Below are 20,389 nucleotides of genomic sequence, written 5' to 3'. Positions count from 1 at the left end.
CGGGTTATGGCTTTGCTGGGCAATCCTGGCTGCTGGTATCAAGCCTGGGCCGAAGGCCGGGCCTTGATGCGGTCGTACCAGGCCTGCAGGTTAGTGTGCTCCGGCTTGATACGAATATTCACCACCCGGGCGAACGCTACGGTGGTGAAGGCGTTGATGTCGGCCGCGGTAAAGCGGTCGCAGCAGATGTAATCCTTGCCTTCCAGGTGCTTGTTCAGGAAGTGCATGAACTTTTCCACGCCCTGCCCGCATTCTTCGCCCCACTCTTTAATGGGCGTCATCCGGTCCTTGAAGTAGCCGGTGGTGTGCTGGAAGCACATGCCCGTGGGCATGAAGAAATAGAACTCCAGCCAGCGCAGCCACTGCTCTACCTGGGCTTTCTCGGCGGCGGTCTCGCCCATCAGTTGCGGGGTATCCGGGTAGGCTTCTTCAAAATAGCGACAGATGGCCATGGTTTCGGCAATGCAGGTGCCGTCGTCCAGTTCCATCACCGGGACTTTCTTCATGGGGTTTCGGGCCACGAATTCCGGCGTCAGGTTTTCGCCTTTCTGGATATCTATCTCAATAAATTCCGCCTTGTCCAGCAGGCCTTTCTCGGCCATGAACATGCGCACGCGGCGGGGGTTGGGGGCAGTCCGGGTTTCGAAAATTTTCATCTTGTTATTGGCTCCCTGGCAGAAAAACGGGCTTTGAATACAGCAGGTTGACCGGAAAAAACGGTTGCGTCAAGAAACTATCGGGTGCCGGGTATCCAGTCACCCATTTGCCGGATTACCCACTCCGGCTCATCCAGCGGCAGGTCGTGGCCGGCATCCGGGTGCAGCTTCAGGGTCCAGCACCAGCGCCGTTCCAGTTCGGCACTGCAGTGCCAACTGGCAATCCGGTCGCCCTTGCTGGCCAGTATCAGGGCATCGGCCGTCGGGCGCTTTTCCAGGGGTTTGAAACGGGCAGCCGCCAGCAACTGGTTGCGGGCGTTGGTGAACGAGACCGGGCGCTGGCGCTGGATGCTGTACCAGGCCTTGCACAGGCTCAGGGGAATATCCCGGTTGGAGGTCAGGCGCAGGATGTCCCGTTCCCGATGGAACAGTTCACGGCGAACCAGTAAACGCAGGATCTTCGGCCAGGCCGCCGGCTGCATTCGCTGCCAGGGCCGGCTGAAACCGGAACTGGTGTTGATCAGCACCAGGTGCTGCAATTCGCCGGGCTCGGCATGCTGGGCCCAGTCCAGGGCCACCATGCCGCCCATAGACAACGCCAGGATGCTGAACGGCCGGGGAATATGGCTCACCTGCCGGCACACCTGCTCGCGAATAGCGCGCACTGTGGCCGGGCTGGCTTCCCGGTAATGGATGCCCGTGCCGGGCAGGTCTACCAGGTGGAAGTGCTGGTCCGGAAAGGCCGCACGCAAGCGTTCGGGAAAGTCGCCCCAGTGTGCCCGTTCCCGGGTAAGACCCCGCAGGAGGATCCAGTGCATGTTATCGGTTATCCCTGTACCAGTGCATGATGGCGGCTTCCCTGAGCATGGACTCTTCATCTCCCTCCGGCAACCAGTTCCGGTAACTGCTGGCCGCATTCACCAGGAAGTCTATCCAGCTCAGGTGGCTACGCAACACCCGCTGATGGCGGTGGGGTACCAGCGGGTTGAATAACCCGTCCAGCCGCAGCAACTGGCGCGGGCGCTTGCGCACCCATTTCCAGGAGCCCATTTCCAGGGTCAGGGGCAGGAACACCCCGTCACTGCTGCGGTTGACCTGCTTGTAGAAGTAATCCCACAGGTCACCGTGGGTCAGGTAATGGGCCGACTGGGGTTCGAAACGATAGTGGTGATTGGGGTAAGCCTGTTCCCAGATCAGCTTGAGGGCCATCACCGACCCGATGCGGCGCATGGGCCGGCGGCGATAGGCATAGGGAAACCAGATCTGGTCCTGCCAGCCGAAACCGGAGTGGCAGTCCAGCGCCACGCTGAAGGGCCGGCCCGGCAGCAGGTCCTGAATCACCGCTTCCAGTGCAAGGTTCTCCGGCTCCATGCCCTGCTCCGGATCGCCGGTGTACCAGGGCAGGCGGGGCGACAGGCGCTGGCCACCCAGCAGGAAGGCGCTCTGGTCCTGGGCGGTAATCGGCGCGTTGCGCATCAGGTCGACACCGTTGGGATTGCCCCGCTGGTTCAGGTACATACCGCCGGGGTTCAGGATCGGCAGCAGGGTGATGCGGACTTTCTCCAGCAAGGCGTTCAGGTGGTCATCCCAACCGAGCCGGGCCAGGAAGGAATCGAGCCAGGCCATCACCACCTGGCTGCCAATACGCTCTAAGCCGTGAACTCCGCCGACAATCAGCACCGCCGGCACATCGTCCCGGGTGGAGCCCAGGTCCACCCGGTAGATGGGCAAGTGCAGATCCCGCACGGCAACCTCGCCGGCGACGGTGGTGGTGACCTGTTCGGGGGCTTCGGCCAGCTGTCGCTCCAGCTGCACCAATTCCGGCAGGAAGCTGCGCAACAGGCGCTTCTGGTTGCGGTCGCGGCCGGCCTGTTGTTCGGGAATGGCACTGTGGGGGGTGAGGGCCCGCAATTCGGTCATGGCTGGTCTCTCTGCAGCATCGACCTGTCAGGGTAGACGGCAAATGCTGCAGAAATTTGACCGGGCGGGCCCTTGAAGAGAGTTACAGGTTGTCGGTCGTTGCCGGGAGCGCCTTGATCACCTCACCGTTGCCGGTTTCCAGCAGCAATTCACCCTGGCGACCAATGCGGCCATCCACCACCTGCCCCAGCAATTCCAGGTACTTGCGCTCCTGGTTCATCAGCGACGGCGCGCAGGCCATCATGGTGCTGCCCAGGGTACTGAACGACAATCCATCATCACTCAAACGGTAGTTGCCCATAAACCGGTTGCAGGATGCACGCCCGGCTACCCGGCCATTGCCCAGGAACTGCAGGGTAACCATGGAGCGGTCGATCAGCCCGGCACCGGCCAGGTCTTCTACCACCCACTGCACACCCCGGAACAGCCGCTCCCGGTCGCCGCCACAGCCTTCAAAGCTGTTGCCGTCCAGGGTCAGCCGGATCTGGGACGGATACTGGCGTTTGTCCAGGCCCACTTCACACAGCTGGTGTGCCACCCGCACTTCCAGCGACTGGGCTTCGGTTTTCGCTTCAAACGTCCGGCCGTGTCGATTGGCCAGGGTTTCGGTCAGCCAGATCTCGTTCAGCGCTTGCTGCTGGTACGGCGGGGTCAGGGTCATCCGGTTGTTCTCGATCAGCGCCGACCAGTCCGGGTCGGCACCGATGGCCTCAAACCGGGATTCTATCGCGCCCGGTTCCAGGCATTCCGGCAGCACATCACCCTTGAGTGTCAGCGTTGCCCGCTTGCCTTCGGCCAGGAAGCGGGTGGAGGTATCGCCCGGAGCCACGTAGAGGGCACCGGTGTCGGTGGGGGACGGTTTCAGCAATACGCGGCGGTCCAGATACTCAAGGCCCAGAAGCTGGCCGTCTTCAGCCGGGGCAACCCGGATATCCAGCTGGCCGCAGCGATAACTGCCATAGTCCGACAGGGCCAGGGTTTTGGGTTGGGAAGCGCAGGCTGCCAGTACAAGGCTGCAGCCGGCAAGAATGGTCAGCGAAAAAATTCGTCCCTTAAACATCAAAACATCCTATTTTGGTCCAGACTCCGGGGCGCTAGTCTAAAGATTCCGGGCCAGTTTCACCATGCCCAGTCACACGGAACCGGCCTGTTGTGGTACCGGGGCCGCACAGGGTAACCTTGCGCCATCTATTTCAGGGGAATCATCACCATGGCCGTGAAACTCTACCAATTCTGCATCTCCCACTATTCCGAAAAGGTTCGCTGGGCCCTGGATTACAAGGACATCAAGTACCAGCCGGTCAACCTGCTACCCGGGCAGCACAGCAGAACCATCAAGAAGCTTACCCGGGCCGGGTCCTCGGTGCCGGTGCTGGACCACGATGGCCAGATTATCCAGGGCTCTTCAGAGATCCTGGACTACCTGGATAAAACTTTCCCGGAACCCCCCCTGATGCCCGAAGACCCGGCCCTGCAGGAACAGGTTCGCAGCTGGGAGACAAAGCTGGACGAACTGGCTGGCGCGGCCATCCGCACCTGGGTCTACCACTACTTCCTGCAACGGCCGAAGGTAGTGGTGCCGCTGCTGGCTGCCGGCACACCGTTCTACAACCGCATCCTGCTCAGCCTGGCCTTCAGCCGGGTGGACGAGATCATGCGCAACTGGATGAAGATTAACCAGAAGACCGCCGATGCCGCGCAGGAAACCCTGGAGCAACTGATTACCGAACTGGCAGAGGTGTACGAGCAGCAGCCGTACCTGGTGGGTGACCGGTTCACCCGGGCTGACCTGACCGCCGCAGCGCTGCTGGCCCCGCTGTTCCAGCCCGAACAATATCCCGTGCCCTGGCCCAGGCCGGCAAAGATCCCGAAACCGGTGCAGGCCTGGCTGGCAGACTGGCGCCCGAAACTGGAACCGGTGGTGCAGGTGTACCACAAGCACCGCTAACCCCGGGGCGATTGGCCGAAAAGGCCACCTCCGCTGTCGCAACAGCGACAGTGCATTTATCGGTGGTTATGCCAAGATAAAACCTGAAGAAAAACAAAACAGGTTTCCCATGGCATTACTCGACATGATGCGGGCCGTACTGGAAGACAGCGGCCTGCTGGCACTCTGGCACACACTGGCTCCGTGCCTGGCCCTGGATGAGCGGCAGCTGATTTTCATGGTGGCCACCCCCATCTTTATCGGTATTACCTTCTGGGAGTACCGGAAAATCCGTCACGACCCGAAACTGATGGATACCGCCGAAGCCATCCGCAACTTTGCCCTCGGCGCCGGTTACCAGGTTACCGAGTTACTGTTTGCCGGCATCATTGCCTTCCCTGTCTACGCGCTTTGCTACCACTACCGCCTGTTCGAGCTGGAACTGAACTGGCTGACCGGATTCCTGACCTTCCTGGGCGTGGATTTCTGCTTTTACTGGATGCACCGGGCCAGCCACCGTATGCGCTGGTTCTGGGCGGCCCACGTGGTGCACCATTCCTCCGAACGCATGAATTTTTCCACTGCCATGCGCCAGAACGCCACCAACATTTTCAACTGCATGTGGGTGTTCTACCTGCCCATGGCCCTGATCGGCTTCAACCCGGTGTGGATCGGCGTGGCCTATGCCTTCTCGCTGGTGTACCAGTTCTTTGTGCACACCACGCTGGTGGGCCGGCTGCCCGGCTGCATCGAACGGGTGTTCAATACCCCCAGCCACCACCGTGTACACCATGGCCGCAACCCGGAATACATTGACCGCAACTACGGCGGCACCCTGATCATCTGGGACCGGCTGTTCGGCACCTTTGCCCCGGAAAACGATGCCAATCCACCGGAGTACGGCATCACCCGGCAAATCCATTCCACCAACCTGATTGTGCTCTGGACCCACGAATATGTGGACATGTTCCGCGACATGAGCCGCCCGGGCGGTCTACTCTCCCGTCTCGGACATTTGTGGCGACCACCGGAGTGGCAGCGCCCGACCACCAGCAACAGCAAACAACCGGGCACCCTGCATGAGCGAAACCACCCTGAACCTGACCACCACTGACGGACACCGGATAACCGGCACCCTGTTTTGCCCGGACACCCCCGGCGCCGTCCTGGTGATCAGCCACGGCATGGCCGAGCACGGCAACCGCTATGCCGGCCTGGCCCGGTGGCTGGGCACTCAGGGCGTGGCGGTTGTCACCTACCACCACCGGGGCCATGGCCCGGACTGCCGTCCGGAAGACCTGGGCCACTACGCAGACCACCAGGGCTGGCAGAAAGTGGTGGACGATCTCGGCCTGGTGGTGGATCACATCCGCCAGCAGTTCCCGCAGCGGCCGGTCACCCTGCTGGGCCACAGCATGGGGTCGTTCATCGCCCAGAGCTATGCTGCGCAGCACGGTGACAAGCTCGACACACTGGCGCTCAGTGCCACCAACCGCATTCACAAACCCCAGCTGCGGGCGTCCGCCGCACTGGTCTGGCTGATCCGTCTGCTGCGGGGCCGCCGGCACCACAGCAAGCTCATAAGCGCCATGACCTTCGGCCAGTTCAACCGGCACTTCCGCCCTAACCGTACCGACTGCGACTGGCTCAGCCGGGACCCGCAACAAGTGGACCGCTACCGGGCAGATCCGCTGTGCGGGTTCGAGTGCAGCGCCGGCCTGTGGCATGATTTCATCACTGGTATGCTTGGCATCAATCCCGGACAATGGCCGCAGGATCTTCCGGTACACCTGTTTGCCGGCACCGATGACCCGGTGGGCGAGATGGGCAAGGGTATCCGCCAGCACTTCCGGGCGATCCGGGAGGCAGGCATCCAGAAGGTGACCTTCCGGCTGTTTGACGGAGGCCGCCACGAGATGCTGAATGAACTCAATGCCGAGGACGTATGGCAACACCTTCTGCAATGTATTCCGGTTCGGGAAAACACCTGCACCGAGCCCTTGCCGGCCTGATCGGCACTGCCCTGCTTGTTTTCCATTCTGCAGCCCTTGCGGAAACGGCCACCCTGGCGGTAGCCGCCAACTTCACCGGCACCATGAACCGGCTGGCGCCGTTGTTCGAACAACAGACCGGTCACCAGTTGCGCATCAGCTACGGCTCTACCGGCAAACTCTATGCCCAGATCCGCCATCGCGCGCCGTTTGATGCCTTTATGGCGGCAGACCGGGAACGACCGCAGTTACTGGAACAACAGGGGCTGGCGGTCGCCGGCACAGGATTTGACTATGCCGAGGGCCGGCTGGCGCTTTGGAGCAGAACCCCCGATCTGTTTACCGATGGCACGGCCTGGCTGGCCCGACAACCCGAGCGGCTGGCCATCGGCAACCCGAAAACCGCCCCTTACGGCATCGCTGCCATGGAAGTGCTGCAGAATCTCGGGCTCGCACAAGCCCTCCGCCCCGCGCTGGTCAGCGGCGACTCCATTGCCCAGACCTTCCAGTTTGTCGCCACCGGCAATGCCGTCGCAGGGTTTGTAGCACTGGCCCAAACGCGGGCATGGAAGGAGGAAGGCTCCCTGTGGCTGGTACCGAATGATCTGCACACGCCCATCAGGCAACAGGCTGTTTTGCTGGGCCACGGCGAGGATAATCCGGCGGCCCGGGCGTGGATGTTGTTTCTCGCCAGCGAACCGGTTTTTTTTTTCGAACAGCCCAACCACTGAACTGGCGGAGACTTCATGAGCCCGGAATGGCAGGCCGTCTGGCTAACCCTGAAACTGGCAGGCATCACCACCGCACTGCTGCTGGTGATTGGTACGCCCATCGCCTGGTGGCTGGCCCGCACCGGGCACTGGCTGCGCCAGCCGGTTTCGGCCGTGGTTGCACTGCCACTGGTGCTGCCACCCACGGTGCTGGGTTTTTACCTGCTGATCGTTATGGGCCCGGATGGTGCCCTGGGTCGCCTGATGGAGAACCTCGGGCTGGGCCTCCTGCCCTTTACCTTCGAAGGCTTGGTGCTGGCGTCGGTTATCTATTCCCTGCCCTTTACCGTCCAGCCCCTGCAAACTGCTTTCCTGACCATCAACCAGAGCCTGCTGGAGACCGCCGCCACCTTGCGGGCTTCACCCCGGGATCGCTTTTTCTCGGTTGTGATTCCGCTGGCGCGACCGGGCTTTCTGACCGCCGCGGTACTGACCTTTGCCCACACTGTGGGTGAATTCGGGGTGGTACTGATGATTGGCGGCAACATTCCGGGAGAAACCAAGGTCTTGTCGGTGGCCATCTTCGACCATGTGGAAGCCCTTGAGTACACCCAGGCCCACTGGCTGTCTGCCGGCATGGTGGCGTTTTCCTTTGTGGTGCTGGTCAGCCTGTACGCCCTGAATGGCCGCTACCAGCCGGGAGTGGTGAAATGACCGGTACCGTCAACGCCTGCCTCCGGTGCCAGCTGGGGGACTTCACCCTGGATGTAGACCTGACCCTGCCCGGCTCCGGGATAACCGCGATCTTCGGCCACTCCGGGTGCGGCAAGACCACCCTGCTGCGCTGCATCGCCGGCCTGCAGCCTGCCGAGGGTCACCTGAGCGTGCTGGGCGAACCCTGGCAGGCCGGAAAGCTCAGCCGGCCCGTGCACCACCGGCCCCTGGCCTATGTGTTCCAGGAAACCAACCTGTTTCCCCACCTGTCGGTGCGTAAAAACCTGCTGTACGGATACCGGCGGGTGCCCAAAGCCCACCGGAAAATAGAACCTGAACAGGTGCACCAGTGGCTCGGCCTGTCGCCCCTGCTGGAGCGGATGCCGGCCGGGTTATCCGGCGGGGAGCGCCAGCGGGTGGCCATCGGCCGGGCCCTGCTCACCAGCCCCCGACTGCTGCTGATGGACGAGCCCCTGACGGCCCTGGACCAGCAGAGCAAACAGGACATCCTGCCGTACCTGGAACGGCTGCGGGACAGCCTGGAGCTGCCGGTGCTCTACGTATCCCACTCCACCGCCGAGGTGGCCCGGCTGGCAGATCATATCGTGATGATGGATCAGGGCCGGGTGGTTGCCCAGGGCCCGCTGCAGGAAACCCTGGCCCGCACCGATCACCCGTTCCGGCTGGAAGAAAATGCAGGGGTTATTCTGGAAGGCAAGATTATCGAGGTGGATACCCGCTGGCACCTGTGCCGGCTGGCATTCGATGGCGGCGAGCTCTGGCTGCGCCACCATGATCACCTGAGTGAGGGAATGACTGTGCGGGTACAGGTGCTGGCCCGGGATATCAGCCTTGCCCTGGAGGAAAATCCGGACCAGAGCATCCAGAACCTGTTACCGGCCTGTATCGACCAGATTGATACCGAGGTAACCCCCGGCACCAGCCTGGTACGCCTGGGAGCCGGGCCAACCGCTTTCCTGGCCCGCCTGACCACCCGCTCCCTGCACCAGCTGCAACTGGAGCAGGGCCAGCAGGTTTGGATGCAGATTAAATCCGTCGCCCTGATGGACTGACCTTACCGGGTGCCGAACACCACCATGGTCTTGCCTTTCACCCGCACCAGGCCCTGGTCTTCCAGGGTTTTCAGTACCCGGCCCACCATTTCCCGGGAACAGCCGACAATGCGGCCGATTTCCTGGCGGGTGATCTTGATCTGCATGCCGTCCGGATGGGTCATGGCATCCGGCTCCTTGCACAGGTCCAGCAGGGTACGGGCCACCCGACCGGTTACGTCCAGGAAGGCCAGGTCACCCACTTTGCGAGTGGTCTGGCGCAGGCGCGTTGCCATCTGCTCACCGATGAAATACAGCACCCGCGGATCCTGCTGGGCGATTTCCCGGAACTTGGTGTAGCTGATTTCCGCCACTTCACACTCGGTCTTGGCCTTGACCCAGGCACTGCGGGAATCCATGTTATCGAACAGACCCATTTCGCCGAAAAAGTCCCCGGCGTTCAGGTAGGCCATGATCATCTCCCGGCCATCGTCGTCTTCAATGATAACGGTCACCGAACCCTTGACGATGTAGAACAGGGAGTCACTTTTGTCGCCTGCATAAATGATGGTGCTTTTGGCGGGATAGCGCCGGCGATGGCATTGGGAAAGAAAATAATCGAGATGTTTGGTCTTCTGCTCAACCGGCTTGACGATAGTAGCCATAATGCGAGACGTGCCTCCTCAGAGTCTGGCAGTGCTTATCTTTTTATATCCCCGCTTTTCCCTGCAGGTTAGGGTTTTTACTGATGTGCCCGGCAACTTATAACAAGAAGGCCGGTTGCGGGCAACTGTGCTAGCATTCCCCGCCATACCCGAATAGCCGATGGAGACACCGATGAAAGCTACCGTTGACTGGACCGGCAATGCCAGCTTCAAAGCCACCAGTGGCACTGGCCACACCGTACAACTGGACGGACCGCCCGACCACGGCGGCCAGGACCTGGGCCCCCGCCCCATGGAAATGCTGCTGATGGGCGTGGGCGGCTGCTCGTCGTTTGATGTCATGAGCATCCTGAAAAAGAGCCGCCAGGACGTCACCGCCTGCCACGCCGAGCTCGAGGCCGAGCGGGCCGATGCCGTGCCTTCCGTGTTCACCAGGATTCACCTGCACTTTGTGGTAACCGGCCACAACCTGAAAGAAAAGCAGGTAGAACGGGCAGTTAGCCTGTCCGCAGAAAAGTACTGTTCGGCATCAATCATGCTGGGTAAGGCAGGCGTGGAAATCAGCCACAGTTACGAGATCCACGAGGCGGAATAACCGGCTGGAAAAAGTCATTGCAACGACTATCCAATGACACATACGGTATGCATAATACGCAACTTTCTTAAAGGTCTGCGCAAAAGGTGATCAACTATTATGGAAACCAAACTCCAGCTACACGGTTTCAACAACCTGACCAAGTCCCTGAGCTTCAATATCTACGATATCTGTTACGCGCAGACCGAAGAACAGCGTGAAGCCTATATTGATTACATCGACGAGATGTACAACGCCGAGCGTCTGACCCAGATCCTTTCAGACGTGGTCAAGATCATCGGCGCCAACATCCTCAACATTGCCCGCCAGGACTACGAGCCCCATGGCGCGTCTGTCACCATGCTGATTGCCGAGCATGAAGTGACCGACAGTGAAGCCAATAACGAGGAATCCCCGGGCCCGCTGCCAGACACCATTGTTGCGCACCTGGACAAGAGCCACGTAACCGTTCACACCTACCCGGAAAGCCATCCCCACGACGGCGTAAGCACCTTCCGGGCGGATATCGACGTATCCACCTGCGGCCTGATTTCACCGCTGAAGGTACTGAACTACCTGATCCACAGCTTCGATTCCGATGTCGTGACCGTGGACTACCGGGTGCGGGGTTTCACCCGCGATGTAGACGGCACCAAGCACTACATCGACCACGACATCAACTCGATCCAGAACTACCTGACCGAAGACACCCAGAACGCCTATCAGATGATCGACGTGAACGTGTACCAGGAAAACCTGTTCCACACCAAGATGATGCTGAAGGACTTCAACCTGGATAACTATGTATTTGGCGTGAATGCCAGCGAACTGGACCCGGCCGAAGCCCAGTCCATCGAAGACCGCCTGCGCCGCGAAATGCTGGAGATTTTCTACTCCCGAAACGTGGAATAGTCCGGCCCTGCCGGTGGCCCGGACGGGCCGCCGGCCGCTCCTTCAGTTTTTTTGATCCCTCCCGCCAGAATTCTGCGTTTTCATCCTGCCCGTCGCCCCGGTTTAATGGAACCATTGCTAACCGAGAGGACGACACCATGACGCATCGCGCCCTGAAACAGATTATCCCCGCACTGGAGACCTCCGATGGTGCCGGGGTAAAAATCAAACGCTCCCTGGGCCAGCGCCAGAGCATCCGCATGGATCCCTTCCTGATGCTCGACGAGTTCGGCTCTGACCAGCCCCAGGATTACATTGCAGGCTTTCCCGCCCACCCGCACCGGGGTTTCGAGACGGTCACCTACATGATCGAAGGCCACATGTTGCACGAAGACCACCTGGGTAACCGGGGCAACCTGCGCAACGGCGGCGTACAGTGGATGACCGCCGGCCGGGGCATTGTGCACTCGGAAATGCCGCAGCAGGAATCCGGCCTGATGCGCGGTTTCCAGCTGTGGCTGAACCTGCCGGCGGCGGAAAAAATGAAACCGGCCGGCTACAGGGATATCCAGCCCGAAGACATTCCGGCCTTCAGTCAGGGCGGCGCCACCGTCAAGCTGATTGCCGGCGAGATGACCCTCAGTGGTGGCCAGGTATCCGGTGCGGTCACCGGCGGCAGTACCGATGCCATCTACGCCGACATTCACCTGGAGCCCGGCAGCCAGCTATCATTGCCGGTACCGGCCAGCCACAACGCCATGCTGTACCTGTACGAAGGCGATGCCGAGCTGATCACGGGGGGCGAGCGCACCCGCCTGCCGGCATCGGCAGCCAGTGTGCTGGATGACGGTGACGAGCTGATGCTGGAGGGCGGCACACAGCCGGCCCGTGTGCTGCTGATAGCCGGCAAACCGATCGGCGAGCCGATCGTGCAATACGGCCCGTTTGTGATGAACACCCGGGAAGAAATCGAACAGACCCTGAAGGATTACCAGAGCGGCCATCTGACCGCCTGAGCTTCAGGCGAAGGCCTTGCCGGCCATCAGCTTCTGCACCATGGGCCGGACGATCAGGTCCATCGCCAGGGGCATCTTGGTACCGGGAATCACCAGGGTATCGTGGCGGGACAGAGTGCTGTGGGGAATCACCTGCAGCAGCCAGGCAAAGTCGACATCGGCGGCTTCCCGGAAGTGGATCACCACCATGCTTTCATCTTCGGTGGGCACATCCCGGGCAATAAACGGGTTGGAAGTATCCACCAGCGGGATGCGCTGGAAGTTGATGTGGGTATGGGAGAATTGCGGCACGATGTCGTGCACATAGTCGTCCATACGGTTGATGATGGTTTTGACCACCGCATCCGGGCTGTAACCCCGCTGGTTGGTATCCCGGTGAATCTTCTGGATCCATTCCAGGTTAACGATGGGCACCACGCCAATCAACAGGTCCACATACTGGGCAATGTTGTAGTTTTCGCTGACCACCCCGCCATGCAAACCTTCGTAGAACAGTAAATCGGTATCCGCCGGCAATGACTGCCAGGGGGTGAAGGTTCCGGGCTTGAAACCGGCCGCAATCAGCTCCCGGTCTTCATCATGGACATAGTGGCGATAACGGCCGTTGCCGGTATGGCTGTAGTCGTACAGCAAGGCTTCCAGGCGGTCGATGTGGTTGGCCGCCAGGGCAAAGTGGTTGCGCTCGCCGAACTGCCCCTTGGCGGCCAGCCGGGCCATCTGCTCGCGGGTATATCGGTGAAAGCTGTCGCCGCTGACCATGGCCGCGCTGATGTCTTCACTGGCAAACAACCGGCTGAAGATCTGGCCGGTTGTACTGGTGCCCGCTCCGGAGGACCCGGTAACGGCTATAACAGGATGGCGTTTGGACATAAACGGCAAGGCTCCCGGATCAGGTCAGGCTGTCGAGCAGCCGCGGCTTCTCGATCACAAAGCCCTGAGCATAGTCCACACCCAGCTGTCGCAACAGGTCCAACACGTCCCGGGACTCCACCTGCGAGGCAATCACCTCCCGCTCCATGTAGTGGGCCATGTCGACCATGGACTTCACCATGGTCTGGTCAGTCTCGCTGGCCACCAGCTGGCTGGTGAAGGCGCTGTCGATCTTGATCAGGTCCACCGGCAGCGAACGCATGAACTGGAACGAGCTGGGGCCGCTACCGAAATCCCCCAGGCAGAACCGGCAACCCAGCTCCTTCATTTCCGCCATGAAGTCGGCCACCGCCTGCAGGTCATTGATGGCCGAAGCTTCTGTCAGTTCGAACCAGAGTCGTTCAATGGGCGCATCCTGCTTGCTGAGCTTTTCGTAGATAAATTCCAGCAGCGACTGGTCATTCAGGGAGTGACCGGACAGGTTGATACAGATTCCACCCACCGCGCCGGGGTCCGGCGCCTCATCCCGCAACCAGTCCAGCATGTGGCCCACCACCCAGCGGTCCACCACCTGCATCCGGTCGTAGCGTTCGGCCATGCGGATGAAGTCCCGCCCGGTAATCAGCTGCCCGCTGTCGTCGTACATGCTGATCAGCACTTCGTACTGGGACGGCATCCTGGCTTTGCCATGCAGCGGGATAATCTTCTGGCAGCGCAGCAACATGCGCTCGTCGCCCGGGTCCCGCAGGTTCGCCAGCCGGGCGGCAATCTGTTCCTGGCGGTCCTGGTCGGCCTTGTCCGGCGCATACTCGGCAATGGTGCCCTCGCCTTTCTTGCGGGCGGCGGTCAGCGCCTGCTCTGACGCCCGCAACCAGCGCTCGCCATTGACCAGCACCGGCAGGTCCGGCACCAGCCCCACGTTCGCCGACAACGCATACTGGTTGCCGCCGAATTCGAACACATCGGTTTCGATGGCGCTGATCAGCGCCTTGGCAATGCTGTTGCCCTTGTCCGCCGGCACCAGCATGGCAAATTCGTTACCCGCCAGGCGCGCCACCGGCCGGCCACCCTCGGCCTGCCGGCACAGGATATCCGCCAGGCGTTTCAGCGCTTCATCACCGGCCTGGTAGCCGGCCGTGTCGTTCAGTAGCCGGAAGCCCCGCAGATCCAGGTACAGCAAGGCCAGGTTTTCTTCCCGTCCCGCCAGTTGCTGGTCGAGCATACGCTCGAATTCCCGGCGGTTCAGCAGGCCGGTCAACTGGTCATGGCTGGATGCCCAGGACAGCTGGTCGTAAACATCCTTGACCATGCGGTCGATACTTTCATCCACCAGCGGCCGATCATACTCGGCATCCGGCACAATCACGCCACGGCGCATCTGGCGGGCCAGGTCTTCCAGGCCCAGCTCCACCACTCTCATGCCCTGATGGTTCACAAAGACAAAGCGGCCGAAGCCCCGGGCAACCCACACCAGCCTGATATGCTGGGGCTGTTCCGGCTGGCTCAGGTCCTTCAGCCATTGCCCGCCCTGCAACTGCTGGGCGCGGGTAATCCAGCGCTGGAGGTTGCGCCGCTCCAGTTCGCTCAGGCCATCCTGGTCCTGTGCTGACGCATCCTGCTCCGGCTCTGCCTCGGGCACATCCACCATTTCAGGCGGCTGCTCCGGCGACCGCACCAGGAACCGTTTGAGTTCTTCCCGAATCCGGGACGAGGGCATATGGTTACCGGAAATAGACGCCAGGCCATCCTGGATCAGCCGCAGCAGTTCCGGCAGGTTGATCTCCATCTGCGGGTCTTCACCGAAAGCCTGCAGGGAGTCGATCACCTCCAGGTAATCAGCCCATGCCTGGCTGTCCGGGCCCTGGCGGATCCAGGTCAGCGACAGCAGGTCACGCCAGCCGCCTTCCAGCAGGGTCATCAGTGCCCTGGGCACCCGGCAGCCGGCAATCTTGCGGTTGACCGCTTCAGTGACCGCCGCCCGGGACTCGGATACTTTCTGGGCACCCTCTGCCGCCGCCGTCACCCGTTCAACATTGCGGCGATAAATCTGGTTCTGGCGTTCGATCAGCCCGTCCAGCTCGGCAAGCGTTTGCTCGAACATCGCCGGGTCCTGCTCGAACTCGGTGGCAATACGGTGCACCAGCTCATCAACCCGGCGCTGCACCACCGGGTTGATCCGGCCGCCCCGGATACCCAGCTGGGCCAGCCGGTTCATCACTTCCCGAACCGGGCTGCCGTGGTCCTCGAAAAACGCAGGATCACGCATCACCACCTTCAGTACCGGCACTTCCAGCCGGCGCATGATGGCCTGGGCGTGTTCACTGAGTTTCGGGCTGGATAACACACTCTGGAAAAAGCGGTCGACTACATCGAGGGTTTCCTGCTGTTCCTCGTTCAGGCCGGCGTCTTCGCCATTTTCCCGAACCTTGCCCAGCACCCGCTCTTTCAGGGATGCGGTATCGTTTTCGTCGCCGACAACCTGCAGCTGCAGTTCCTGCAGGTCACGGTACAGCTCACCCGGCGACAGCGGCCGGGCATCGGCGGGGGACATCCCGGTTGCCGACTCCCCGGCGGCCGCCCGGCTGGCCTGGAGGGTACTCAACAGGTTGCGAACCGTGGCGAACGCCGTCCGGGCCGACTGGGAATAACCACGGAAGTCACCGGTTGGCCGGTTAGCGGGGTCGCTGTTCTGGTCCGCAGTATTTTGCTGATCGTCCACAGCCGGTTTCGGCTCCTCGGCCGGCTTCGGCTCCGGCGGCGTCTTGGTTGGCCGGGGATCGGGCTGTTCACTGAGGTAGCGGGACAGGTCGAGATCCGGCAACACACCATGGCGAATCAGTATGTTGTTCAGTTCCCGGTACATGGGCCCGAGTTCCTTCAGCACCGTCAGCTCGAAAACCTTCAGGCAAATTTTTTCCACATCCCGGGACAGGTTGAGCTGCCCCAGGGCGTTATGGAACGCCTCGCTGACCAGGGCCGGCCCCAGCGGATTATGGTGGCCGGTGCGATTGGCCACCTGCAGGTGATCCAGGCGCAGCTTCAGCTGCAGCAGGTCACCGCGATAGCGGGTGTCGGCCCGGGTCACCATCACCCGTACCGCCAGCCATTCCTCGAATTCGTTCTTGTCGACCACCGACAGCGCCGCGCCGGGCGCGCCCTTGGGTTCGGGCTTCAGGGGTGACTGCAGGCTGGCCGCCATCTGGTGCCAGATGACTCGTTGGCGGCTGTGGATCTGACCGGCCGCTTCCAGGTATTCGTTGGCCTGCTGGTCATGGGAGGCCTTCCTGGCAGCAGCCTGAAGTTCCTCGGCCATCTGAACGATGCAGGCATCCATCAGGGGTTCGATGTAATGGGTAATTGCCCGGGCGGCCTGGTGCAGGACAAACTGGACCCGGTCAGAAGGCGCCTTGAGGGAGGAGCGATCCTGTTCCCGGCTGGCGCCGCACAGCTTGAGCATGGCGTTGACCGCCTCGGGGTCCGACCGGGTAAAACTGACGCCCATGGCCCCTTCCGTACGGCGGGTGGGTGTCACATGCAGCTCGTAACGGCGGTTACCTTCCAACCCGCGAAAACGCACCACCAGCTCTTGCGGCGCATCACCCGAGAACGCCCGTTCGATCTTGCCGGAGGTTTCGGCAGAATAACGAATGTACATGCCCTCGGCACAGAAATCGGCAATCTGGCACGGCAACGGATTACCGGTCCCGATATCAAGCTGGGCTGCGAGTTTGATGGGCTGTCGGGTGCTGCTGCGACGTTCTTTGGGTTCCATGGACATCCTGGTCGGTTACCGGTTCGACGGCGATGGCTGGCAATGCATTTGCTCAGTGACCGTGCGAGTGTTTCATCATAACATTCCATGTCATGAAACAGCTTATTCAGATCAATCTTCTTTTACTACTTCTGGCTGGTGTATCCGGGTGTTCGACTTTCGGCTACTACAGCCAGGCCATCGGCGGCCACCTGTCGCTGATGATGCGGGGCGAGCCGGTAGAGCGCCTGCAAAAGCAGCCGGATACACCACCGGAATTGCGGCAGAAACTCGAGCTTGCCGAAGCTGCCCGCCGCTTCGCCCGCAACCGGCTCGACCTGCCCGTGGGCGATGCGTTTACCGGGTTCGTGGAACTGGACAGGCCCTGGGTGGTGGTCAACCTGGTGGCGGTGCCCGAGTTCTCCCTGGAACCCCACCGCTGGTGCTATCCGGTGCTCGGCTGCCAGGCTTACCGAGGCTACTTCAAACTCGAACAGGCACGCAAGGAAGAGGCCCGGTTCCGCCAGCAGGGCTACGACACCTTTATTGGCGGGGTGACGGCCTACTCAACACTGGGCTGGTTTGATGACCCGCTGCACACTGGCTTTACTCGCCTGTCGGATGACCGAATGGTAGCGCTGATGTTCCACGAACTGGCCCACCAGGTGGTCTACATGGCCGAAGATACCGCCTTCAACGAGAGCTTTGCGACCGCCGTGGAACTGGAAGGGCTGCGCCTGTGGCTGGAGCAGCAGAACAGTGCGGAAGATTTTGACCTGGCCTTGCTGCGGCAGGAACACCGAAACCAAACCCTGGCCCTGGTTGAGGCAACTACGGCAGAGCTGGAGCAGCTGTACAACCGGCAGGGCAGGCTGACACCGGAACAACTGCGTGAACACAAGGCAGGACACCTGGAGCAACTGGCGCAAGCCTACGCCCGGCTGGCCGATGACTACCCGGAGCCCGGCCCTTTCGGGGCGCCGCCGGTGCAGCTGAACAACGCCAACCTGGCGCTGTTCCGGCAGTACAATCAGCATGTGCCGGCGTTCCGGCAACTGTTGCGGGAGCTGGACTACAACTTCGGGGAATTCTACCGGCAGGTGGAACAGCTGTCCGGCCAGCCGGAACCGAAACGCAGGGCCCGGCTGGCGGAGTTGTCACATCGGTTTGACGAACACCTTTGAGTTGCGCTGGGTGTTGTAGGCCGCCAGCTTGGGCCCCGGCAGGTTCTGCACGGCCGTCGGCTCGAAGCCCCGCTCCCGGAACCAGTGTTCGGTCTGGGTGGTGAGCACAAACAGTTTGCGGATGCCCTGGCTGCGGGCCAATTTTTCCACCATGGCCAGGATGTCGTCACCCCGGCCTGCCCGTCGATAGGACGGGTCAACGGCGAAGCATGAAAGCTCGCCTGCGCCTTCATCCGGGTAGTTATACAAAGCGGCGCAACCCACAATGGTGCCGTCCCGTTCTGCCACCACAAACCGGTCGATTTCGGTTTCCAGCATTTCCCGGGACCGGCGCACCAGTACGCCCTGCTCTTCCAGTGGCTGGATCAGCTCCAGGATCCCGCCGATATCTTCCACCCGGGCCTGGCGAATCTGCTCGTAGTTGTCACCGCTCACCAGGGTGCCGGAGCCGTCCCGGGTGAACAGTTCTTCCAGCAAGGCGCCGTCTTCGGCGTAGCTGATAATGTGGGCCCGGCGCACCCCTTTAACACAGGCATCACAGGCAGCTTTCAGCAGCGCGGCATCGTGGCCGGTCACGGTATTGTCGTTCAGCCGCTCGGAAGCCTGGCGCGCAGACAACTCACGGATCAGCGAGCCGTCTTCATCCAGCAGGCCTTCATCATCAATAAAGACAATCAGCTTTTCCGCCTGCAGCGCGGCCGCCACCTGGCTGCCAACATCCTCGTAGGACAGGTTGAAGGCGTCGCCGGTGGGTGAATAGCCCATGGGTGGCAGCAACACTATGTGGCCCAGTTCCAGCAACTGCTCGATACCCCGGCTATCGACCCGGCGTACCCGCCCGGTGTAGCCGTAATCAATACCATCCAGCACCCCGACCGGCTTGGCAGTCAGATAATTGCCGCTGCTGACACGGATCCGGGCGTTGTGCATGGGCGAGTTCACCAGCCCCATGGACAACTGGCTTTCAACGTAGGCGCGCAAGCCGCCAATGGCTTCCATCACCAGCGGCAGGTGGTCGTCGGGAGTGACCCGAAGCCCGCGGGAGAAGGTGGATTCCAGGCCGGCATCATCCAGCCGCGACTGGATCTGCGGGCGACCACCAAAGGCCACCACCAGTCGCACACCCAGGCTGCTGAGCAGGGCGATGTCGTGGATGATATTAATAAAATTGCGGTGTTCTATGGCATCGCCGGGCATGGTCAGCACCACCGTGCGCCCGCGATGGGCGTTGATGTACGGTGATGAGTGCCGGAACCCGTGCAGCCATTCGTTTGATTTCAAACCGGTCTCCCTGTTCATCCGATACAGAACTGCCTGATCAGTCCCCGCAGAATATCCACCGTGGGCTGTAATTGCGACAATTCCAGGTACTCGTCTGGTTGGTGCGCCTGGTCAATGGAGCCGGGGCCCATCACCAGGGTTTCCAGGCCCAGCTTCTGCAGCCAGGGCGCTTCGGTGGCGAAGGCGACAGCATGGGCGGTGTGCCCGGTGAGCTTTTCGCAGGCTTGCACCAGTGCCGCATCGGCCGGCGTCTCGAACGGTGGCACACCATCGAACAACGGCTCGAAACTGAGGGCCAGCTGGCGCCGCTCCGCCAGCGGCTGGATGCGGTTCAGGATAGCCTGGCGCAGGTTATCCATGTCCATGCCCGGTAATGGCCGCAGGTCAAAGTGCAGCTCGCAGCGGGCACAGATACGGTTCGGGTTGTCGCCACCGTGGATGCAACCAAGGTTAAGGGTGGGCACCTGCACCTTGAACGCCGGGTTCCGGTACTTCTCCTGCCACTGGCCGCGCAGGGCCAGCAGTTCAGTCATGGCCTCGTGCATACCCTCCAGGGCATTACGGCCTAAATCCGGGTTCGAGGAATGGCCGGACTGCCCCTCGAAGGTCAGCCGCTCCATCATGATGCCTTTGTGCATGCGCACCGGGCGCAGGCTGGTGGGTTCGCCAATCACGGCATAGCGGGCCCTGGGCTTGCCCGCCTCGGCCAGCGCCCGGGCCCCGTTCATGGAGCTTTCTTCGTCAGCGGTGGCAAGGATAATCAGGGGCTGCTTCAGGGGCTGGTCGATAAAGGCTTTCGCCGCCTCGATGGCGAGCGGGAAAAACCCTTTCATATCGCAGGTACCCAGGCCATACCAGCGATCGTCTTTTTCGGTCAGGGTGAAGGGATCGCTGTGCCAGCGTTTGTCGTCAAAGGGCACGGTATCTGTGTGGCCGGACAGCACCAGGCCGCCGGGGCCGCTGCCCAGGGTAGCCACCAGGTTATATTTTCCGGGCATGCCCGGCACATCCAGGATCTCGATGGCAAAGCCCAGCGCTTCCAGCCATTCCGCCAGGGTGCGAACCACCGCCTCGTTGCTGTGGTCCCAGTCCGGCGACGCACTGCTGATCGATGGCTGGGAAATCAATCGGGCCAGCATCTCCCGGATGCCCGGCACGCTGGCTTTACTGTCTGTGTGCACCATCCT

At 61.5% G+C, this 20,389-nt stretch carries 19 protein-coding genes; 10 read left to right on the top strand and 9 right to left on the bottom strand.

Features of this window, described 5'->3' with window-relative positions; translation table 11 throughout:
• Positions 1-38: 38 nt before the first annotated feature.
• The 4 genes from LWH94_RS03055 to LWH94_RS03040 all read right to left on the bottom strand — a co-directional run bounded on the left by LWH94_RS03055 (position 39) and on the right by LWH94_RS03040 (position 3,636).
• Positions 39-656, bottom strand: coding sequence for a glutathione S-transferase family protein (locus LWH94_RS03055; RefSeq protein WP_232901211.1), 618 nt, complete (start codon positions 654-656; stop codon positions 39-41).
• A 77-nt stretch (positions 657-733) separates the two neighbouring features.
• Complete coding sequence (locus LWH94_RS03050) at positions 734-1,474, bottom strand: alpha/beta fold hydrolase (RefSeq protein WP_232901210.1); 741 nt, start codon at positions 1,472-1,474, stop codon at positions 734-736.
• A 1-nt stretch (position 1,475) separates the two neighbouring features.
• On the bottom strand, positions 1,476-2,576 hold the full coding sequence (locus tag LWH94_RS03045; protein ID WP_232901209.1) for a M14 family zinc carboxypeptidase: 1,101 nt from the start codon (positions 2,574-2,576) through the stop codon (positions 1,476-1,478).
• A gap of 82 nt (positions 2,577-2,658) precedes the next feature.
• Positions 2,659-3,636: an META domain-containing protein gene (locus LWH94_RS03040; RefSeq protein WP_232901208.1), complete on the bottom strand. Its 978-nt coding sequence runs from the start codon at positions 3,634-3,636 to the stop codon at positions 2,659-2,661.
• Between the two features lie 150 nt (positions 3,637-3,786).
• Here LWH94_RS03040 and LWH94_RS03035 point away from each other — a divergent pair, with 150 nt between their 5' ends.
• From LWH94_RS03035 to modC, 6 genes are all read left to right on the top strand, one after another.
• The gene (locus LWH94_RS03035) at positions 3,787-4,524 is read left to right on the top strand and encodes a glutathione S-transferase family protein (RefSeq protein WP_232901207.1); all 738 of its coding nucleotides are present in this window, start codon (positions 3,787-3,789) and stop codon (positions 4,522-4,524) included.
• 109 nt (positions 4,525-4,633) lie between these two features.
• Positions 4,634-5,617 carry a sterol desaturase family protein gene (locus tag LWH94_RS03030; protein WP_232901206.1) on the top strand — a complete coding sequence of 328 codons (984 nt, stop codon included), beginning with the start codon at positions 4,634-4,636 and terminating at the stop codon, positions 5,615-5,617.
• Positions 5,583-6,515, top strand: a complete 933-nt coding sequence (locus LWH94_RS03025; protein WP_232901205.1) for an alpha/beta hydrolase — start codon at positions 5,583-5,585, stop codon at positions 6,513-6,515. Before LWH94_RS03030 ends, LWH94_RS03025 begins: the two co-directional genes overlap by 35 nt.
• On the top strand, positions 6,449-7,225 hold the full coding sequence (gene modA / locus LWH94_RS03020; RefSeq protein WP_232901204.1) for a molybdate ABC transporter substrate-binding protein: 777 nt from the start codon (positions 6,449-6,451) through the stop codon (positions 7,223-7,225). Before LWH94_RS03025 ends, modA begins: the two co-directional genes overlap by 67 nt.
• Positions 7,226-7,240: 15 nt before the next feature.
• Positions 7,241-7,918, top strand: coding sequence for a molybdate ABC transporter permease subunit (gene modB, locus LWH94_RS03015; RefSeq protein WP_022988448.1), 678 nt, complete (start codon positions 7,241-7,243; stop codon positions 7,916-7,918).
• Positions 7,915-8,991, top strand: a complete 1,077-nt coding sequence (gene modC / locus LWH94_RS03010) for a molybdenum ABC transporter ATP-binding protein (RefSeq protein ID WP_232901203.1) — start codon at positions 7,915-7,917, stop codon at positions 8,989-8,991. Before modB ends, modC begins: the two co-directional genes overlap by 4 nt.
• Before the next feature lie 2 nt (positions 8,992-8,993).
• Here the strand turns inward: modC and crp are convergent, their stop codons facing one another.
• Complete coding sequence (gene crp, locus LWH94_RS03005; RefSeq protein WP_022988450.1) at positions 8,994-9,635, bottom strand: cAMP-activated global transcriptional regulator CRP; 642 nt, start codon at positions 9,633-9,635, stop codon at positions 8,994-8,996.
• Positions 9,636-9,807: 172 nt separating this feature from the next.
• Between crp and LWH94_RS03000 the strand changes: the two genes are divergently transcribed.
• The 3 genes from LWH94_RS03000 to LWH94_RS02990 all read left to right on the top strand — a co-directional run bounded on the left by LWH94_RS03000 (position 9,808) and on the right by LWH94_RS02990 (position 12,116).
• Positions 9,808-10,230, top strand: a complete 423-nt coding sequence (locus LWH94_RS03000; protein ID WP_022988451.1) for an OsmC family protein — start codon at positions 9,808-9,810, stop codon at positions 10,228-10,230.
• 99 nt (positions 10,231-10,329) lie between these two features.
• Positions 10,330-11,121, top strand: coding sequence for an adenosylmethionine decarboxylase (speD, locus tag LWH94_RS02995; RefSeq protein WP_022988452.1), 792 nt, complete (start codon positions 10,330-10,332; stop codon positions 11,119-11,121).
• A 137-nt stretch (positions 11,122-11,258) separates the two neighbouring features.
• Positions 11,259-12,116: a pirin family protein gene (locus LWH94_RS02990; RefSeq protein WP_232901202.1), complete on the top strand. Its 858-nt coding sequence runs from the start codon at positions 11,259-11,261 to the stop codon at positions 12,114-12,116.
• A 3-nt stretch (positions 12,117-12,119) separates the two neighbouring features.
• On the opposite strand, the gene LWH94_RS02985 is transcribed toward LWH94_RS02990, so the two are convergent.
• Complete coding sequence (locus LWH94_RS02985) at positions 12,120-12,986, bottom strand: phosphoribulokinase (RefSeq protein WP_199458227.1); 867 nt, start codon at positions 12,984-12,986, stop codon at positions 12,120-12,122.
• Between the two features lie 19 nt (positions 12,987-13,005).
• Entirely contained in the window at positions 13,006-16,758 is a 3,753-nt protein-coding gene (locus LWH94_RS02980; RefSeq protein ID WP_232901201.1) for a DUF1631 family protein, read from the bottom strand.
• Positions 16,759-16,850: 92 nt separating this feature from the next.
• Here LWH94_RS02980 and LWH94_RS02975 point away from each other — a divergent pair, with 92 nt between their 5' ends.
• Positions 16,851-17,921 (top strand): aminopeptidase, encoded by a 1,071-nt coding sequence (locus LWH94_RS02975; RefSeq protein WP_232901200.1) that lies wholly within the window; start codon positions 16,851-16,853, stop codon positions 17,919-17,921.
• On the opposite strand, the gene argA is transcribed toward LWH94_RS02975, so the two are convergent.
• Positions 17,895-19,202 (bottom strand): amino-acid N-acetyltransferase, encoded by a 1,308-nt coding sequence (argA, locus tag LWH94_RS02970; protein WP_094624995.1) that lies wholly within the window; start codon positions 19,200-19,202, stop codon positions 17,895-17,897. The two genes, LWH94_RS02975 and argA, sit on opposite strands and share 27 nt — an antisense overlap.
• Before the next feature lie 14 nt (positions 19,203-19,216).
• Positions 19,217-20,386, bottom strand: a complete 1,170-nt coding sequence (gene argE, locus LWH94_RS02965) for an acetylornithine deacetylase (protein ID WP_094624968.1) — start codon at positions 20,384-20,386, stop codon at positions 19,217-19,219.
• Between the last annotated feature and the right edge of the window lie 3 nt (positions 20,387-20,389).

The organism is Marinobacter sp. G11, assembly GCF_021282325.1.
Classification (GTDB): domain Bacteria; phylum Pseudomonadota; class Gammaproteobacteria; order Pseudomonadales; family Oleiphilaceae; genus Marinobacter; species Marinobacter vinifirmus.
The sequence above is the reverse complement of the archived record's forward strand: the minus strand, read 5'-3'. Positions and strand labels throughout refer to the sequence as shown.